This is a genomic window from Sphingomonas hankookensis, from assembly GCF_028551275.1.
GTDB classification, from domain to species: domain Bacteria; phylum Pseudomonadota; class Alphaproteobacteria; order Sphingomonadales; family Sphingomonadaceae; genus Sphingomonas; species Sphingomonas hankookensis_A.
In genome coordinates this window covers 793,693-811,132 of sequence record NZ_CP117025.1, presented here as the reverse complement: position 1 = coordinate 811,132, position 17,440 = coordinate 793,693, and the positions used below count along the sequence as shown (strand labels likewise).

Annotated in this window: 14 protein-coding genes; 3 read left to right on the top strand and 11 right to left on the bottom strand. The window is 64.6% G+C overall.

The genetic code is table 11. From position 1 onward, the window contains the following. Positions 1 to 174: 174 nt before the first annotated feature. The gene (locus PPZ50_RS03965) at positions 175 to 2,445 is read right to left on the bottom strand and encodes a MobA/MobL family protein (protein ID WP_066689521.1); all 2,271 of its coding nucleotides are present in this window, start codon (positions 2,443 to 2,445) and stop codon (positions 175 to 177) included. 188 nt (positions 2,446 to 2,633) lie between these two features. On the opposite strand from PPZ50_RS03965, the gene PPZ50_RS03960 reads away from it, so the two are divergent. Genes PPZ50_RS03960 through PPZ50_RS03950 form a run of 3 tightly spaced genes read left to right on the top strand, consistent with a single transcriptional unit; the run spans position 2,634 to position 4,964 of the window. Continuing rightward, entirely contained in the window at positions 2,634 to 3,326 is a 693-nt protein-coding gene (locus PPZ50_RS03960; protein WP_066689522.1) for a hypothetical protein, read from the top strand. Then, positions 3,319 to 3,534: a hypothetical protein gene (locus tag PPZ50_RS03955; protein ID WP_058744807.1), complete on the top strand. Its 216-nt coding sequence runs from the start codon at positions 3,319 to 3,321 to the stop codon at positions 3,532 to 3,534. The genes PPZ50_RS03960 and PPZ50_RS03955 overlap by 8 nt, the downstream gene beginning before the upstream one ends. Further along, a complete protein-coding gene (locus PPZ50_RS03950) occupies positions 3,531 to 4,964 on the top strand; it encodes a hypothetical protein (protein WP_066689523.1) in 1,434 nt (477 codons plus the stop codon). The genes PPZ50_RS03955 and PPZ50_RS03950 overlap by 4 nt, the downstream gene beginning before the upstream one ends. Before the next feature lie 197 nt (positions 4,965 to 5,161). Here the strand turns inward: PPZ50_RS03950 and PPZ50_RS03945 are convergent, their stop codons facing one another. The 10 genes from PPZ50_RS03945 to PPZ50_RS03900 all read right to left on the bottom strand — a co-directional run bounded on the left by PPZ50_RS03945 (position 5,162) and on the right by PPZ50_RS03900 (position 17,337). Next, positions 5,162 to 6,964: an SLC13 family permease gene (locus tag PPZ50_RS03945; protein ID WP_066689524.1), complete on the bottom strand. Its 1,803-nt coding sequence runs from the start codon at positions 6,962 to 6,964 to the stop codon at positions 5,162 to 5,164. Continuing rightward, entirely contained in the window at positions 6,961 to 8,004 is a 1,044-nt protein-coding gene (locus PPZ50_RS03940; RefSeq protein WP_066689525.1) for a potassium channel family protein, read from the bottom strand. Before PPZ50_RS03940 ends, PPZ50_RS03945 begins: the two co-directional genes overlap by 4 nt. A 10-nt stretch (positions 8,005 to 8,014) precedes the next feature. Then, positions 8,015 to 8,428, bottom strand: coding sequence for a Na+/H+ antiporter subunit G (locus PPZ50_RS03935; protein WP_066689526.1), 414 nt, complete (start codon positions 8,426 to 8,428; stop codon positions 8,015 to 8,017). Continuing rightward, positions 8,425 to 8,694: a K+/H+ antiporter subunit F gene (locus tag PPZ50_RS03930; protein ID WP_066689527.1), complete on the bottom strand. Its 270-nt coding sequence runs from the start codon at positions 8,692 to 8,694 to the stop codon at positions 8,425 to 8,427. Before PPZ50_RS03930 ends, PPZ50_RS03935 begins: the two co-directional genes overlap by 4 nt. Beyond that, a complete protein-coding gene (locus tag PPZ50_RS03925; protein WP_066689528.1) occupies positions 8,691 to 9,179 on the bottom strand; it encodes a Na+/H+ antiporter subunit E in 489 nt (162 codons plus the stop codon). Before PPZ50_RS03925 ends, PPZ50_RS03930 begins: the two co-directional genes overlap by 4 nt. Further along, entirely contained in the window at positions 9,176 to 10,699 is a 1,524-nt protein-coding gene (locus tag PPZ50_RS03920; protein WP_066689529.1) for a monovalent cation/H+ antiporter subunit D, read from the bottom strand. Before PPZ50_RS03920 ends, PPZ50_RS03925 begins: the two co-directional genes overlap by 4 nt. Further along, positions 10,696 to 11,049 (bottom strand): Na+/H+ antiporter subunit C, encoded by a 354-nt coding sequence (locus tag PPZ50_RS03915; protein ID WP_198158513.1) that lies wholly within the window; start codon positions 11,047 to 11,049, stop codon positions 10,696 to 10,698. The genes PPZ50_RS03920 and PPZ50_RS03915 overlap by 4 nt, the downstream gene beginning before the upstream one ends. After that, a complete protein-coding gene (locus tag PPZ50_RS03910; RefSeq protein ID WP_232307905.1) occupies positions 11,046 to 13,856 on the bottom strand; it encodes a monovalent cation/H+ antiporter subunit A in 2,811 nt (936 codons plus the stop codon). Before PPZ50_RS03910 ends, PPZ50_RS03915 begins: the two co-directional genes overlap by 4 nt. A 203-nt stretch (positions 13,857 to 14,059) precedes the next feature. Next, positions 14,060 to 15,988, bottom strand: a complete 1,929-nt coding sequence (locus PPZ50_RS03905; protein WP_066689531.1) for a BCCT family transporter — start codon at positions 15,986 to 15,988, stop codon at positions 14,060 to 14,062. A gap of 89 nt (positions 15,989 to 16,077) precedes the next feature. Continuing rightward, the gene (locus tag PPZ50_RS03900) at positions 16,078 to 17,337 is read right to left on the bottom strand and encodes a DUF2254 domain-containing protein (protein WP_232307906.1); all 1,260 of its coding nucleotides are present in this window, start codon (positions 17,335 to 17,337) and stop codon (positions 16,078 to 16,080) included. Positions 17,338 to 17,440: the final 103 nt, after the last annotated feature.

The window sequence follows — 17,440 nt, the reverse complement described above, 5'->3', positions numbered from 1 at the left end:
CCGCCAAAGCATAATGGCGAGCAGTCGAACGCGGTTGTGGCGCGGACCGATTGAAAAAGAAGGGCATCGCAAGGCTTTCGGCAGCAGGATCACCGCCCGGTCGGGTGGGATCATGCTGCCCGTACTTTCTTTAGCGAAACAGGATCGCGCTGTGACCCCGCCTTTTCAGGCGTCTTACCGCCCGTGATCGTCACGGCCTTGGCCGGACACTATTCCATCACTGGGGTCATCGCGCCCCTTTGGCCAAGCTGGCTGATGCGCCCCATCCCGGGCAGCATCCTCCGCTTGCTCCCGCAATCCTCGGCTAGTCCCTGGGTCACGGTGACCCGGGGCCTGCCCGGACGTTGCGGCGACTGCGACGCCTGTGGCGTCGGTCAGGCGATCGGCTGGTGCGCCTCGCACTTCGAGATGAACCGCGCTTCCTCGCCGAATGTCATCCCGCCGAAGGTCTGGCAGAACGCCCGCGGCGTCTCGCGGTCGATCATCCACACCGACTGCGCGCAGGTCGCGCAAGCCGGCCAGCCCTGCGGGGGATCGGATACCGGCGCGTCGGTGAGGAAGCGCTTGATCATGGGTTCTGTCATGTCGTTTACGTCCGGGCTCGTTGCTGAGGCGACCGTTTTGGCCGAGGCCCACTGCTGCGGTCGTCAACTCACCCAAGCTAATCGATGCATTCGCAATCTCGCGGGCGAACAGGTCAGCCAGTGCTTCCTGCACGCGTGGATCGGCCATGTGCTGGGCCAGTACCTTTCTTTCGGTGATGGGCAGACCCGCGATGTCGGCGACGAACAGTCCGTTGGCGTCGCGCCGTATCGCCTTGGCTTTGCGTTTCAGTGAAGCCAGAGCCTTGTCGACCATAGCCCGCGCGAGCGTCTGCGCAGCCTGTTCGGCCTTCACCAACTCGGCATATGCCGTTGCAGCACTACGGATAGCAGCCGCGGGGTCAGATTCGCCGGCGGGCGTGACTGTATTGTTATTCTCGGTTGCCGTGTCGGACATCAGTTCCTCCGTCGACGGCATTCGCTGGCGGGGTTGTGTGACGTCGGTTTGGATCTGCCGGATAGTCTCGTCCGCGTGGATAGCGATGTTGTCGAGGCGCTTGATGTCGCCCGCACGGTCATCGACACGAGCAATCCCGTTCATCGACACCGGGATATGTGTCGCCCCCAAGGCGCGACGAGCTTGCACTGCGCGCCGCGCCGACTCCAGGCGGAGATCAGCAGCCGCTGTTGAACGACCCACCATGTCATAAGCGCGATCGAGCGCCTCCCTGACCTTGCCGCGATGTTCTGCGGGCATGATGCTATCGGCGACGTCGTGGCCAAGCGCGATGGACGTCGCGGCAAGGCAGCGTGTCACCTTCCGCCGTGCCACGTCCAGCCGGTCCGCGGCATTAAGCAGCGTCTGCCTCACCCATCGCGTATGGGCCTGCAATGCCGCCAAGCGTGCGTGACGATCCTCAAGCGCGGCCAACCGGCGCGCCAACGCGGTTTCCTGCTGCCCGACCTTGCCGCGTTCCGGCGGGGCCATACCGCGCTCGCGGTTGGACAATGGCGTGTAGCGCTTGGCAATACCGGCTTCCCGCAACGTCTGGTTGATTGCGACCACCACGGCGCAACGGCGCTGCAAAATCCCGGCCGGCGTATTGATCTCGGTCCGCTTGGCGGTGGCGAAATCCCATTCATAGGGCGCGATCCGCTGGCACGGCCGCATCGAGTAAACCAAGTGCAGGTGGAAATTGCGCTGGTCGCCTGCCGCGTCGGGCAAGTGGATTCCGATGGTATAGGCCAGCCCCAGCGTTTCCAGCCGGCGACAGATGCGCTCGGCCGCCTGCCGCCGTTGCATGGCAGTGAGCTCAGCCGGCAATGCGATGACCTCGACGATATAGACGGTGGCGTTGGCACGGTCGTGCTTTTCCAGCGCCTCCGACGCACGATAATGGGCAACGAGCTCGCTACGGTCGGCGGCGACGTTTGACCACCAGCCCAGCTCCCCATTCTCCAACGCATCTTCACGCACCGAATAGAGTGCGGCGCGCTCCGCCTCGCCAGCACGCCAGCGCCGTCCCTTCTTCGACCCGAGGCCGCGCGCAGTGAAGGAATAGTGGATCGAGTGGCGACCATCTGGGCCACGCGCGTCGGTGAGTCCCGTCGTCCCCTTCAGCATCTGCTCGACGCCACGCGTAAACAACCGGCGCGGCGTGCGTGATCCTGTCCGCGGGCGATCGGCATCAGCCACCCTGATCCGCAGGCGTCGCTTCAGGAACGCGTCTGCCTCTTGGTCCGTGATCGCCTTGCGTCGACGTCGCGCGCCTTCCGCGATCTGCTCGTCACGCTCGTCCGCACGCTTGCGACGACTCGACAGGTTCCGCGCGCTACGCGCATCGGCAAGCGCGGCGGAAACTTCCGCCGATCGCGCCTTCAACACCGCATAGTCGATCGTCACCTGCCTTGCCCTTCGTGTCGGATGAGGGGGTGGGCGCGCCGTTTGTCTGCTTCTGGCAAGACAAACCTTTATCGCGCACCACCCCCTCTCACCTGTCACCTTCTGCCTTACTCCTACTGGTGTCTCGTCAACTCAGCCCCGGAAAGATGCGCGCGGCGTCGATCAACTTTGTGCCACTAGGTTGACGCTTGGCGGCGACGGTCGTGGGTACCGCGATGGGCATGAGCACCGCCCAAATCACTGCTGATCGCCTTCGCGATCTGGCTACCAATCTTGCCGCGAGCGAAGATCGCGTTGCGAGCAAAGTCGCGATCGCGGCCACCAGCGCTGCCGAACTGCGGCGCCAGTACCGCGCGGCTGACAAGCGGCGTGGCGGACCGGGATCGACCGATGCCCGGAAGTACGCGCTCGGCTCGGCCCTCGTGCTGGTCGGGATCGACGGCAGCGACGACACCGCCTTGCTCGGGCTGATGGCGCATCCGGAACGGATGGCGCGCTGGATGCAGTCCGCCACGGCGGCCAGCGCCGGGCCATTGTTCGGCGATATCGTCCGCTGGATCTTCAGCGATCCCGCACGCCTGACCTGGTGCCAACAGTGGGGCGTGATCCTGCAATGGCGCAGGCGCACCGCGCTCTACGAACAGGAAGTGCGGCGCTTTATCGAGACCGGGCCACTCGACCCGCGCGCGTCGTGGCGGCGCAAGCCGATCACCATCGGGCAGGCCGCGCTCATCGATGCGCTGGTCGGCCTGCTCGGCGAACCCGCCCCCGATCTCGCAACCCGTGGCGCTGCCTTCGAATGGCTCCGCGCGCGCGGCGGCAATCCCGCTTTCTGGCGTGAGCCTTCGCTCCCGCCCCATCTGGAGGAAGACGATGAATGATGACCACCCATCGATAGATGAGGCATATGCTGCCCACCTGCGCCTCGAACGACGATTCAAGGACGCGATGGCCGCGTTCGATGCGGAGATCGCCGCAAAGCGGACCGGCCATGACGCCTATCGTCACGCCGAGGGACTGTGCAGGCGACTGGCGGAAAGCGCCGGGGCGCTGCAGGCGCGGATCGACGACATAGTCGGCAAGCTGTGACGCAGGTCCGGGTCAGCCGCAAGGAGCGGCGCAAGCAGCAGGCGGCCTTCGGCCAGCAGCGTTACGAAGGCAGCTATCATCAATTTCTCGACACCTCCGGGCGCAAGACCGACATCGATACACTGCTCGCAGGTGCGATCGCCAGTGGTGGGGACTTCACCACGCTGGTCAGCGACATGCATGGCCGTATCTATGCCGAAGGCATCGCTGAGGCAGATTACGGCCGACGTCTCTTCTCGCCCACCCTCGGCGACATCCGGTCATTGCCCGCAGCGATCCTTGACGCCAAGGAAGAACTGCCCCCGCTCGATCTGATCCCGACCGATCGCGGGGCGCTTGAGACATTCCTGCGCGGGCTGATGATGCGCAATGGTGCGGACAACAATATCGACGTCATCGTCGGTGGCTGGGCAGGAAAGCTTGCACCGAAAACGGCGTTCGACTTCCATATTCACGCCTTGGTAACGCTGCGCGATTGCGACCAGGAACTTTATACAGCCTTGGTCGGCGGAAGGTTCGGGCTGGTAATCCGTCGCTTGCGGAACTTGGCAAGCAACGATCCTACCTCCATGTCGAAGCTGCGCAATCTGCTCGTCGCACAGGCATTGATCTGGTGCGCACATGACGTGCAAATGGTTGGAGCGAGGCTGACGAAGACCCCGTCGTTCGGTTACTTGGTACCCGGGTCCAGCCAATCGATTGCACCAGAACGGGCGCTCAACCAGATGCGGGCGCGTCGTACCGCGCTAGAGACCGCGCTCGACTTGTACTTCGGCTCGGGCGACTGGCGCTTTGGCGAAAGCGCATGCGTGCCGAGCGGCGTGAACCTGCCGCTGACGAAGCATGCCGATCCACTCATCCGCATGATCGCAAAGCGGATTCGCAAGCATCCCGATATGCTGGAACATGGCGGCAAACAACTCGATCTGCCCCGCCTGATGCAGCACGTCGCAGGACGCCTTCGCGAAGACGATGCGCTGATGGCGCGAACCGCGACGCCGCAGACGCGCGGCGTTGGGGCCAGGGTGTTCGCAACCGAGTGGTACGGGTTGCCGCCGCTCGCGGCCTTGGCCGTGGCCATCCGCCGTCTCATGCAGGCAGAGCAACAATTGCCGGTAATGGTCGACGCCCTGATTGCGGGCAAAGTGCTCGCGACGCCGTTGGCGCCGTATGAACACTGCCAGCAATATCACGGATACGTCAGCCGACTGGAAGGATTACTCGCATTCTATCGTGAGGCGATTTTCGATTACGCGGGGGGCAAGCCGGACGCGTCAAGCCGGCCATGGAAAGCCGCCAAGGCATCGCTCGATTTCCTTACCGAACGAAGAAGTCGCGAATTGAATGATCATCATGGCAATGCCACTGCACCTAACCAATCGTTATATTTGCTCGACGTCATCCCTGAGCACCGCTTCTTCATCGGCTAAGGTAGAATGCCTCAAGTCGATTGATAACAATGCCATTGTGCGGAGATATGCGCCATCTTTTCATTTTTCCCGAGCCGTTACCACATCCTTTACGTGGTTCAGCCATGGCAGTTCGTTCTGATAAACGATGATGGTGCGGCAAACGGCCTATTCTTATCAGTCGAGCAGCTTGCAAAGCCAGTTCGGACCCACCGAAGCTATACAAGCCAACTGATAGCCAGGCAGGTGGACAGGCCAACAAAGACGTTCATCGGCAATCCGATCCTGACAAAATCGGAAAAGCGGTAATCGGCTGCCGCATAGACCATCGTATTGGTCTGATACCCGACGGGCGTCGCGAAACTAGCCGACGCCGCAAACATCACGGCGATGATGAGCGCGCGGGGATCTTGCCCGGTCGCCTGTGCCAGCCCGATGGCGACCGGCGTCATAATGACGGCAACCGCGTTGTTCGTGACGGTTTCGGTCAGGGCGGAGGTCAAGAAATACAGGACGAGGATTACTCCTAGCGGCGACAGGGTCGCCAGCCATGGAGAGATTGCACCGACAATCAGGTCGACGGTCCCGATTGCCTCCAGCGCGCTGCCGATGCCGAGCATGGCGAAGATAAGTACCAACACGCTGCCGTCGATCGATCGCCATGCTTCTTCGGCATCGACGCACCGGGTCACGAGGACGATACCGACGCCGATCATGCCCAGCAGCGCGGTAGGCAGGATGCCGAGCGCAGCCAGCGCGATCACGCCGACCAGCACACCGATCGCGATCGGTGCGCGCTGCCGACGGAAGCGGCGGATATGGCTGGTATCCTCCGCGATCAAATTGGTGTTGGCGCGCAGTTCGGCCATGGCGGTAGCATCCGCCGCGACCAGCAGACTGTCGGCGGCCCGCAGCCTTACGCTAGCGAGGTCGGGTCCCGGCAAATGCCGCGCCCGACCGATTCCTAGAACGCGTGCCGGCAGGTTCGACAGAAAGGGAATATCGCGCAACTCGCGGCCCAGTGCCGGATGCGTCGGGCTGATCGTCAGGCCGATGAGTTGCACATCGTCCGAACGCGCCCCATCGGACAGGCGGATCGGACGCCCCACATTCTGAAGACCGACCATATACGTTTCGCTTCGCGCCAGATCGTCGAGTTCGTCGGCCGTGGCGCTGACGATCAACCGGTCGCTGGGCAGCAGCACCATGTCGGGATCCGGGTTGCGATCAACCCGCGATCCGCGCCGGACGGCGATCAGACGTACTGCATCACGCCGCAGGAACGACAGGTCGGCGATGCGCGGGCTTTGGGATGACGCCTCCGGCAGCAGGGCGATCTCAGTGAGATAGGGGAGCTGGTGCCGGTCGGCGATGGCATTGTCGGGTCGGGCGGGCAGCAATCGGGGACCGAGAATCAGCATCGTCGCCACCCCCGCCGCCATGGTCACCAGCCCAACCGTGGTGATCTCGAAAATGCCGAACCCCGGCTGTCCGTTCGCCTGTGCCACGCCGTCGACCAGCAGGTTGGTCGAGGTGCCGACCAAGGTCAGTGTGCCCCCCAGGATCGAGAGATACGAGAGCGGGATCAGCAGCCGGGTGGCCGGAATACCGACGGTTCGGCCTAGCCGCCGGACCAGCGGGATCAGCACCATGACGACCGGCGTATTGTTGATGAAGGCCGGCGCGATGGCCGCACCGGTCAACATTTCGGCCACGGTTCGCCGGGGCGCGCGGCCTGCTCGCCGAACGATCAGGCTGGCCAGAGCCTCGATCGTGCCGGTCCGCACCAATGCGCCCGACAGGATGAAGAACGCCGCGATGGTGATCGGTGCCGAATTGGCGAACGCGGCGGTGACAAGGGGCGGCGTCAGCCAACCCAGCGCGATCATGATCGCGGCCCCCGCCACCGCAATCGTGACAGGCGGAAAGCGTTCGAGCGCAAAGGCGACGAACAGGGCGACGACGAATACCAGCCCCAACACGGCGCGATGGGCGTCGATGGCCACCAACCAGTCGGTCATGCCGGGCCATCCGAGTCCTGGCCCGCTGCAGGCACGACCTCAAGGATCACGTCGCCCGCTACGAGACGGTTCGCCCCCGGTTCCCAGAAACCGATCATCGTTCCGCCCCGATAGATTCGATGGCCAAGCCCTGACGTGATCGCCCGCAGGGGGATTCCGATCTCCTCCGCCGTGACGCACCGCTCACGCAGTGCGACGCGGCCATCGGTCGCCGCCAGATCAGCCATGTAATCAGCGAGGTGGACGCCGTGCGTCGATCCGGCGAGGAGCAATCCAGCAAAGCTAGCAGGGTTGATGACGGTATCGGCGCCGGCCTGCCGGGCGATGGCCTCGTTATCGAGCGACCGGATCACCACGCTGATCGGCAAGGTCGGCGCGATGCGACGCGCCGTCAGGACGATCAGGATCGACGTGTCGTCGCGCCCAGCGGCCACGATCAGCGCGCGGGCCGTACCGACCCGAACCGCCTGTAACGCGGCGTCGCGCGTGGCATTGCCTTCCATGACAGCGACGTCGAGCGCTTCAGCCAGGCGCAGGGCGGCGGGGCTTTCGTCGATGACGACGATCGTGTCCGGGTGTGCGCCCCGACGGATCAGTTCGCTGGCCGCTTCCGATCCGCTGTTGCCGAAGCCGGCGATCACGACATGGTCACGCAACTGGCGCTGGATCACCGACATGCGCCATCGTCCCCACACGCGCTTGAGCAGAAAGTCATAGGCGGTCCCCAGGAAGATGAGCCACACGAACAACCGGATCGGCGTAACGACAAAAGTGTCGAACATCCGCGACTGCTGGGTGACCGGCACGATATCGCCGTAACCGACGGTCGTGACCGTGATCATGGTGAAGTAGAGAATGTCCGCGAAGGTGACCGGCTCACCGGACGATTGACGCAGTCCTTCACGGTCGAACCAGTGGACGGCCAGTGCGACGCCGATCAGCGCCAGCGCCAGCAGCGCCCGCCACGACAGCGCCAACCAGACCGGCGTACGGCTGCGGCGGTACAGGTGGTAATCCGGTGTCTGATGGCCGATTTCCACGGGGCGAGCGTCAGCTGTTCGCGGTCGATGCGGGGGTTTCCCGCTTCGGCGCTTCGAACGTCGCCCAGTCGCCCTCCTCACCTGGCCGCGGTGGCGGACCGGCGATACCGATCGGTTCGTTGGCGGCACCCGTTCGCGCCCGATGGAGATGGACCTTGGCGATCATGTTGGCCGAGATCGGCGCGGTGATGAAGAGGAACAGCGAGATCAGCAATTCGTGCGCGGTCCAGATGCCGAGCCGCGTCTGGAAATAGACCACGGAAGCGATCAGCAGCGCACCGAGGCCCAGGGTTGTCGCCTTGGTCGGCCCGTGCAGCCGCTCCATGGTCGTAGGCAGGCGGACCAGCCCCCAACTGCCGATCAGCGCGAACCCCGCCCCCAACAGCAGAAGGGTGACGATGACGATATCGGCGATGAGGCTCATTCCACGATGTCCCCGCGCAGGATGAATTTGCAATAGGCGATGGTGCTGACGAACCCGACCATGGCGAGCAGCAGCGCAGCCTCGAAATAGGTGTCGTTGCCGCCGATCATGCCGATCAGCACAATCAGGGCGATGGCGTTGATGACCATCGTGTCGAGCGCGACGATCCGGTCGCCGAGCGCGGGCCCGCGCAGCAGCCGCCAGAGGTTCAGCAACAGCGCCAGTGCGATGCAGCCCGCGGCGATGTGGAGCGCGATGGCGATCATACGAAAATCCGTTGCAAGCGCGCCTGATAGCGCGTCTTGATCCGGGCCACCTCCGCAGCATCGTCGGCGACGTCAAGCGCGTGGACCAGCAGGTAACGGCCATCTGCCGACACGTCGGATGACACGGTGCCCGGCGTCAGGCTGATCGTGCCTGCCAGCATCGTGATCGCCTCCGGCGTGGTCAGCTCGATCGGCACGATCAACCAGCGGGCGCGAAGATCGCGATTGCGCCGGAACAGGATCAGCCGCGCGACCTGGAAATTGGCGACGACGATGTCGAACACCACGATCGCCAGATAGGCCAGAAAGGCGCGACCGAAACGCATCCGGGGGCGGTCGGGCCAGAAGGGCTGGGTGAATTTCGGCAGGATCAGCGCGAAGATTCCGCCCAGCACGATGCCGCCCATGGTGATGGTGTTCGCCATCAGCAGCCAGACGATCAGCAGCATCGCCGACAGCGCGGGATGGGGCAGCAGCCGCTTCATCGCGTCGCCCCCAATATCGCCGCGACATAGCGTTCGGGCGCCATGACCTGCGCCGCCGTCGCACGCGTCTGCGCGGTCACCCAACCGGCCGTGACAGTCAGCACCGCCAGCAGGGCAAGAAGAACAACCGGGGCCACGAACTCGGCGCGCGACCGGCTTGCGCCTGCAATGGCGGCGGTGGCCGGTGGAGCTTCCTTCCAGAACAGGGTCGACCCGCTGCGCGAAAAACCGATGACGCCGACCAGGGTCGTCACAAGGATCGTCGTCCAAACCGATTGCCAACCCGGCAGGGCAAAGCTGGCATCGAGGATCAGCAGCTTGCCGACAAAGCCCGCCAGCGGCGGCAGCCCGACCGCCGCGATCGCCGCGATCAGGTATAGCAGCCCCGCGCCATCCTGCCCGGCGAAGCGCGGGCTGGGGACGATCGCATCGGCATATTGGCCGCGCCGCCGCATCGTGACATCGGCGACGAGAAACAGGGCTGCCCCGGCCAGCGTCGCCTGCACGAGATAATAGAGCGCGGCGGCCAATGTCGCCTCCTGCCAGAAGGATACCGCCATCAACAGCGTGCCGGTCGACGCGAGCACCGCGAACGCCGCCTGTTCGCGCATGCCGCGCGCCACCAACACCCCGACAAAGCCAAGGATCGCCCCGAGCAGCGCCGCCGGGAGCAGATAGGGCGCGGGCACCCACGCCGCCGCACCAGCCTTGGCCCCGAAGATCAGCGGCACGGTACGGATCATCGCATAGACGCCGACCTTGGTCATGATCGCGAACAGCGCCGCGACCACCGGCATCGTCGCGGCATAGGTGCGTGGCAGCCAGAGATGGATGGGCACCACCGCCGCCTTCAGCGCGAACACCGTCAGCAACAACAGCCCGGCAACGCGCAGCAGCCCCTGATCCCCCGCCCCCAGTGCCGCGACCTTCACTGCCAGGTCCGCCATGTTGAGCGTGCCCGTCAGGCCGTAGAGCAGCCCGAGCGCGATCAGGAACAGCGCCGACCCGACGATATTGACCACGACATAGGCCACGCCCGCCTTCAGCCGCAGCGCGCCCTGCCCGTGCAACATCAAGCCATAGGACGCGATCAGCAGCACTTCGAAGAAGACGAACAGGTTGAACAGGTCGCCGGTCAGGAACGCGCCGTTCAGTCCCATTAGCTGGAAATGGAACAGCGGATGGAAATGCCAGCCCCGCTGGTCTGCGCCGGTGACGACGGCATGGACCAGCACGACGATCCCCAGCACCGCCGCCAGCACCAGCATCGTCGCGGCCAGCCGGTCGAGCATCAGGACGATGCCGAACGGCGCAGGCCATGCACCCAGCGCATAGCTGCGGATCGCATCGTCCTGCGCCATCACGAACAGCGCGATGCTTGCGACCAGCATCGCGATGCCCCCGCCCAGCGACACGGCCAGCGCGAGTGAGCGATGACGCCGCATCAGCAGCATGGCGACCGGCGCAGTCACCGCCGGCAGGAGGACCGGGGCCACGAGCAGATGGTCGGCAAGCATCATGCCTCCCCCTCCTTGTCCGGTTCGGTCAAGCCGTCGACCTGATCCGATCCGCTTTCCAGGAAGCTGCGCAGCGACAGGATGACGGTCAGCGCGGTCATGCCGAAGGTGATGACGATCGCGGTCAGGACCAGCGCCTGCGGCAGGGGATCGGCATGGTCGGCCACCCCCTTGGCATAAAGCGGCGGGCGATCGACGATCAGCCGCCCGATCGCGAACAGGAACAGGTTGACCGCATAGGACAGCAACGTCAGCCCCAGCACGACCTGAAACGTCCGTCCGCGCAGGGCGAGGTAGATGCCGCCGGCGACCAGCACGCCGATGGCGGACGCGACCAGAAACTCCAGGCTCATGCCGCGTCCTCGCCGTCCTGGCTTGCCGCGCGCTGCGCGACATGGGCGAGCTGTTCCAGCGCCATCATCACCGCACCCACGACGACGCAGGCGACGCCCAGATCGAACAGCATCGCCGTCGCCAGTTCGAACTCGCCGATCAACGGAAGGTGGAAATACCCGAAGCTGCTCGTCAGGAACGGCGCGCCGAACACCAGCGAGCCCAGCCCCGTCGCGACCGCGATCAGCACGCCGAACCCGATCAGCTGATGCTCACCGATCCGTCGCCGGACATTGGTCCAGTCGAAGCCGGACGCGAGATATTGCAGCAGGATCGCGATGGAGAAGATCAGCGCCGCGATAAAGCCGCCGCCCGGTTGATTGTGCCCGCGCAGGAAGATGTAGATGCCGACCAGCAATGCCAGCGGCAGCAGCAGCCGGGTCGCCATGACGAACATCATCGGGTGGCGCTCGGGCGAGAAACGATCCCCCGACCGCCATTCGCGCAGTCGTCGACCGGCAACACCGTGCACCGCGGGTTCGAGCAGGGCGAAGATGGCCAGGCCCGCAATGCCCAGCACCGTGATCTCCCCCAGGGTGTCGAACGCGCGAAAGTCGACCAGCGTGACGTTGACGACGTTGGTCCCGCCCCCGCCGGAATAGCTGTTGTCCCAGTGAAAGCGCGAAACCCCCGCGCGCACCGGCCGCGTCATGATGGCCCAGGCAAGCCAGCCGGTGCCCAGCCCGCCCGCCATGGCAATCACGCCGTCACGCACCCTTCGCGGCATCTTCGACAGGCGAGGCGGGTTGCCCGGCAACAGGTGCAGCGCCAGCAGCATCAGCAGGATCGTCACCACCTCGACCGAAATCTGGGTGAGCGCGAGATCGGGGGCGGAGAGGTGGATCAACGCCAGCGCCATGACGAGGCCGATGACGCTGATGAATATCAGCGCGAGATACCGCCGCCGGTCGACCGCCACCACGGCGACCGTCGCGACGACGAGCGCGGCCCAGGCGACGATGGCCGCCAGCGACGCAGGCGTGGTCGGCCGATCCCCGGCGGCGATGCCGGACCGGAAGGCGGCGTCGCTGCCAAGCGCGAGCGCGACGACGAACAAGATCACCAGATAGCGTTGCAGCGACGCGACATGGATCATGCCCGACACGCGACGCAGCCCCTCGACGATCGCCGTCAGGCTTCGGTCGAACAGATGCTTGGCGTCGGGTGACGGGATGCGGGCAACGGTTCTGGCCACGGCCGGATACCACCACAGGACCAGGATCGCGATCGCGACCGCGCCCACGCTCATCAGCAGCGCCGGATTGACGCCATGCCATAGCGCGAGATGCAGTTCGGGCGCTGCGCCGCCCGTCACCGCGGCACTGGCAGCGGCCACCAACGGCCCCGCCAGCGTCATCGGCAACAGTCCGAGCGCCAGCGCGGCGGCTCCCAATATCGCGGGCGGCCCCAGCAGCATGGCCCCCGGATCGTGCGGCGCAGCGACATCGCCGGTACGCCGCGCGCCGAAATGCAGCGCCACCGCATAGCGCAGCGAATAGGCCGCCGACAGCATCGCCGCGATGGTCGCCAGCACGGGCACCAGCAAGGCCTGTCCCGCCCACGCGGTATGGGCACTCTGCTCCAGCATCATCTCCTTGGAAATGAACCCGCCGAGCGGCGGCAGACCCGCCATCGCGGCGGCGGCCAGCACGCCCAGCGTCGCGGTCAGCGGCATGACCGCCGCCAGGCCGCCCAGCCGCCGCATGTCGCGCGTGCCCGTCTCATGGTCCACGATACCCGCATGCATGAACAGCGTCGCCTTGAAGGCCGCATGGTTGAGGATGTGAAAGACCGCCGCCGTCACCGCCGCGCCCGTCCCGAAGCCGAGCAGCATCACCATCAGCCCCAATTGGCTGATCGTCGAATAGGCGAGGATGGCCTTCAGATCGTGGCGAAACAGTGCGACGCCCGCGCCGAACACCATGGTGACCAGGCCGATCGACGCGACGATACCGAACCACAGATCGGTTCCTGCCAGTACCGGCCACAGCCGCGCGAGCAGGAACACCCCCGCCTTCACCATCGTCGCGGAATGGAGATAGGCGCTGACCGGGGTGGGCGCGGCCATCGCGTGCGGCAGCCAAAAGTGGAACGGAAACTGCGCCGACTTGGTGAACGCCCCCGCCAGGATCAGGACCAGGATCGCGGGATAGAGCGGCGAGGCCTGCACCAGATCGGCGCGTGCCAGGATCGTCGCCAGATCATAGCTGCCCGCCGCCTTGCCCAGCAGCATCATGCCCGCGATCAAGGCGAGACCGCCCCCGCCGGTGATGGTCAGCGCCATCCGTGCGCCCTGTCGCGCGTCGGCACGGTCGCGCCAGAAACCGATCAAGAGGAAGGACGCCAGGCTGGTCAGCTCCCAGAACACCAGCATCAGCAGCACATTGCCGGACAGGGCGATCCCGACCATCGCACCCTGGAACAACATCAGGAACGACAGGAACCGCGCCGTCGGCTCGTTCTTTGCCAGATACCCTTGCGCATACACGATCACCAGCAGCCCGATGCCGAGGATCAACCCCGCGAACAGCAACGCCAGCGGGTCAAGCCACAGGCGGAAATCGAGACCGAGCGTCAGTAGCCACGCCATGCCTGCCATCGGCGTCCGGCCGGAAAGCACCGCGTTCGCTTGCGACAACAGAATGGCCAATCCGCCCGCGCTGGCGGTCCCAGCGATTAGCATATGGACCTGCCGCGATGCTCGCCGGGTCACCATCAACAGAATGACCGCGAGGAACGGCATGGAAATGAGGGTCAGCAAAGCCACCTGCAATTCCCCGCTATGTGACGATGTGCAAGGCGGCAGGCAGGAAGGTTCGTTCGGGCAAGCCGATACTCCGGGCGCAAAGGTTCCGCGTTGGCGGCCCGACCAACGTTAGAACCTGCCCGCACCAGCGATCGGCGAACACCCTGGGTCGATATTGCACGATGGGCAAACGATTCACAACCCACTCGATCGTCGGGGACCGCTCAAGTCCGCTGGACCTTGGTATCGGCAAGGCGCCACCGCTCCATCTGCGTCAGGACGTCGCTCGCGATCTGGTCGGCCGTAAATCCGGACAGATCGCGAAAGCCGGTTTCACCATTGGTCTGTGCGGCAAGTATCCACGTCAGGCTGCGACGACTTTCAGGTGCATCCAGCGCAGTATAGGCGGCAAGCGGACGCGATCGTGGCGTCAGGCGATAGACGAACGGACGACCATCCGCTGCGGTGATGGTGAGTTCGACCGAGTCCGCGTGCTGTTCCACTTCACTCGCGTTCCAGCCTTCCTTCTCTATCGCCTCCTGCACCGATCGAAGCGCGGGTTCGCCGCTGTCTGCCATTTGTCGCAGGATGTCGGCACGGCGTGCCGGGACCAGCAGGCGCTTGATCCGCTCGCTGATCGACGGCGTATCGCCCGGCAGTATTACGCCCGACAGATCGGCGTTGGTCTGGCGAATTAGGCCGACCGCCAGCAGCAGCATGATGAAGCAAAACGGCAAGGCCGCCAGCAGGGTCGCCGACTGCAACGCGCCAAGACCGCCAGCGATCAGCAGCAGGGTGGCGGTGACCCCCAGCAGCACGCACCAGTACATGCGCTGCCAACGGGGCGTTTCCTCTGCCCCGCCGGACGCCAGCGTATCGATCACCAGCGCGCCGGAATCGGCGGACGTGACGAAGAAGATAGCGACCAGCGCGATCGCCAAAGTCGACGTGACGCCGGCGGCGGGAAGATATTCGAGGAACTTGAACAGCGCCGTGGACAGGTTCGCCTGCACCGCATCGGCGATGCCACCCTGCGCGACCCCCAGGTCGAGCGAGATCGCCGTGTTCCCGAACACCGTCATCCACAGGAACGTAAAGGCGGTCGGCACGAACAACACGCCGATGACGAACTCGCGGATCGTCCGCCCGCGCGAGATGCGGGCGATGAACATGCCGACGAACGGCGACCAGGCGATCCACCACGCCCAATAAAACAACGTCCAGTCCGCCATCCACGCCCGCGGTTCATAGGCATAGAGGGTAAAGGTCCGCATCACGAAATGATCGAGATACAGCCCAAAATTCTGCACCAACGCCCGCAGCAGGAACAGCGTCGGCCCGACCGCCATCACGAACAGCATCAGCAGCACGGCGACGGTCAGGTTCAGTTCCGACAATCGGCGGATGCCGCGGTCCGCTCCACTCAACACCGATAGGGTGGCCGCCCCCATGACCACCACGATCACCGCGATCTTCATCGTCGTCGTGTCCGGCACGCCATATTCATAGGCCAACCCCGCCGTCATCTGCGACACGCCGAAGCCCAGCGAGGTCGATACGCCGAACACGGTTCCGCACACCGCGAAGATGTCGATCGCGTCGCCCAGCGGTCCGTCGATCCGTTTGCCTAGGATCGGCGAAAGGCCGGACCGCAATGTTAGCGGCATGTCTTTGCGATAGGTGAAATAGGCGAGACTCAGGCCAACCAGCGCATAGATCGCCCAAGCGTGGACGCCGTAATGGTGGAAGGTGATCGCCATCGCCTCCCGCGCGGCGAGGATCGTGCCGCTCGGTGCCTCGGGCGGCGAGATGTAATGCTGGATCGGCTCGGCGACAGCGAAATACATCAGCCCGATCCCCATGCCCGCAGCGAACAGCATCGCCAGCCACGATAAATAGGGAAAGTCGGGTTCCGCATCGTCGGGACCGAGCTTCAGCTTGCCCGCAGGTCCGAAACCGAGCGTCAATACCACCACCAGAAATACTGCGACCGCCGAGATATAGAACCAGCCGAACGTGTCGATCGCCCAGTTCTGCGCCGCCTTGAACGCGGCGTCGGCCGTCCCCGGCATGGCGAGCGTCGTCACCAACAACAGGGCGATGATCGCGGATGCGCCCCAGAAAACCCGGGAATTGATTTCACTCTTGATCATATTAGCAGGGTAGCACCGGTTGGGATGGATTGTTGAAAAACGGTTGGACTAGGAATCTGCTGAGCGGACGGGTTGCTCTGGTTTCCATGCTATGATGCCGCAACGCCGTGGTTGCCCCACAGCGTGTGATGAAGGCGCGACAGTTCGGCGATATCTCGATCACTGGACAGCCGAGTCCGTCCTCTATCAACGGCATCCTGCGCTTCGTTCCGACAATCGATCGTGGAGCGGTCGTCGATTACGACCAAGGCCGCCAGGGCCTTTTGAAGGCGCAATCCGACTTCGATCGTCCCCGCCCCATCCCGGGCAATGGGGCGAAACACGTCTTCGAGCATATCGGAAAAGGCAAAGGGCGGCACCGTCACGCGCGCGGGCGGCGACCGCTCCTCGTCTGGCCGATGGCGCAGGGCCGCTGCCAGGACGCGCGTTGCCGCCTCGACCACGGCGATGGCGGTTCCGGGATCGTTGACGGCGGGCGATAAGGCGCGCGCCGCGATCTCCCCCAACACGACCAGACCGAAGCGCGGGTCATGATCGAACGTCCGATGATGTTCGATCGTGAATGCATCCCGGATCAGGCAGGCCTGATCGTCGTCGATCGTCGCCCTGACCCAGGCGAGCGGTTTGGCCGGGTCCACCAGATGACCGGGAATGCTGACGAGGTGGATATCCGCGCCGATCGCATCGGCGACCTCACCGATCTGGGCAAGGTCAACGTGCGTGATCCGCCCGATCTTTTCATGATGGACGACATGGGCGTCGCTCGGGACCGAGGCGTTGTCCTCAGCGCCGAAGCGGGGCGGCTGCATCATCATGCGTACGGCATCGGTTGCCGCGCGCTCGACCCGGTCGATCGTATCGGACACCCGGCCGAAGCGGGCGATGTGCTGAATCCAGCGCAGGAACGTCACGACGATGAACAGGATGACCAGAATTGTGCCGGCGTAGAGAATGACGCGCCCGGTATTGCCGTAGATGCCGGTCGACAGCGCGATGATGCCGACGATCGCGAACAGGAAACTGCCGAGGAAGGTCGCCAGCGCGTTCTGCGACGTGCTGTCATCGATCAACAGTTGGACGGCGCGCGGTGTGATGCTGCTGGTCGCTCCCGCATAGGCCTGAACCATCGCGGTCAATGAAAAGGTGGTTACCGCGAGCATCGAGGACGCGAGCAGATTCAGGATGCCGTCGACCGACTTCGACCCCACCTTGGCGGCAAAGTCGTACGAAATGGTATGACCGAGGAATGCGCTGGCCAGCGCGAGCAGCACCGCGAAAACGCAGAACAGTCCGGCACGAAACCACATCTGACGCGTGAGGAGACGAACGGCCCATTGCCATCCCCGCATTACGCCACGGCTCCATCGTTAGCGAAGCGAGCTATGGGACACGCCGAAGTGGCGGTGGAAACCGGAGGAGACATGTCACTAATAACTTATGGCAGGGGCAAAT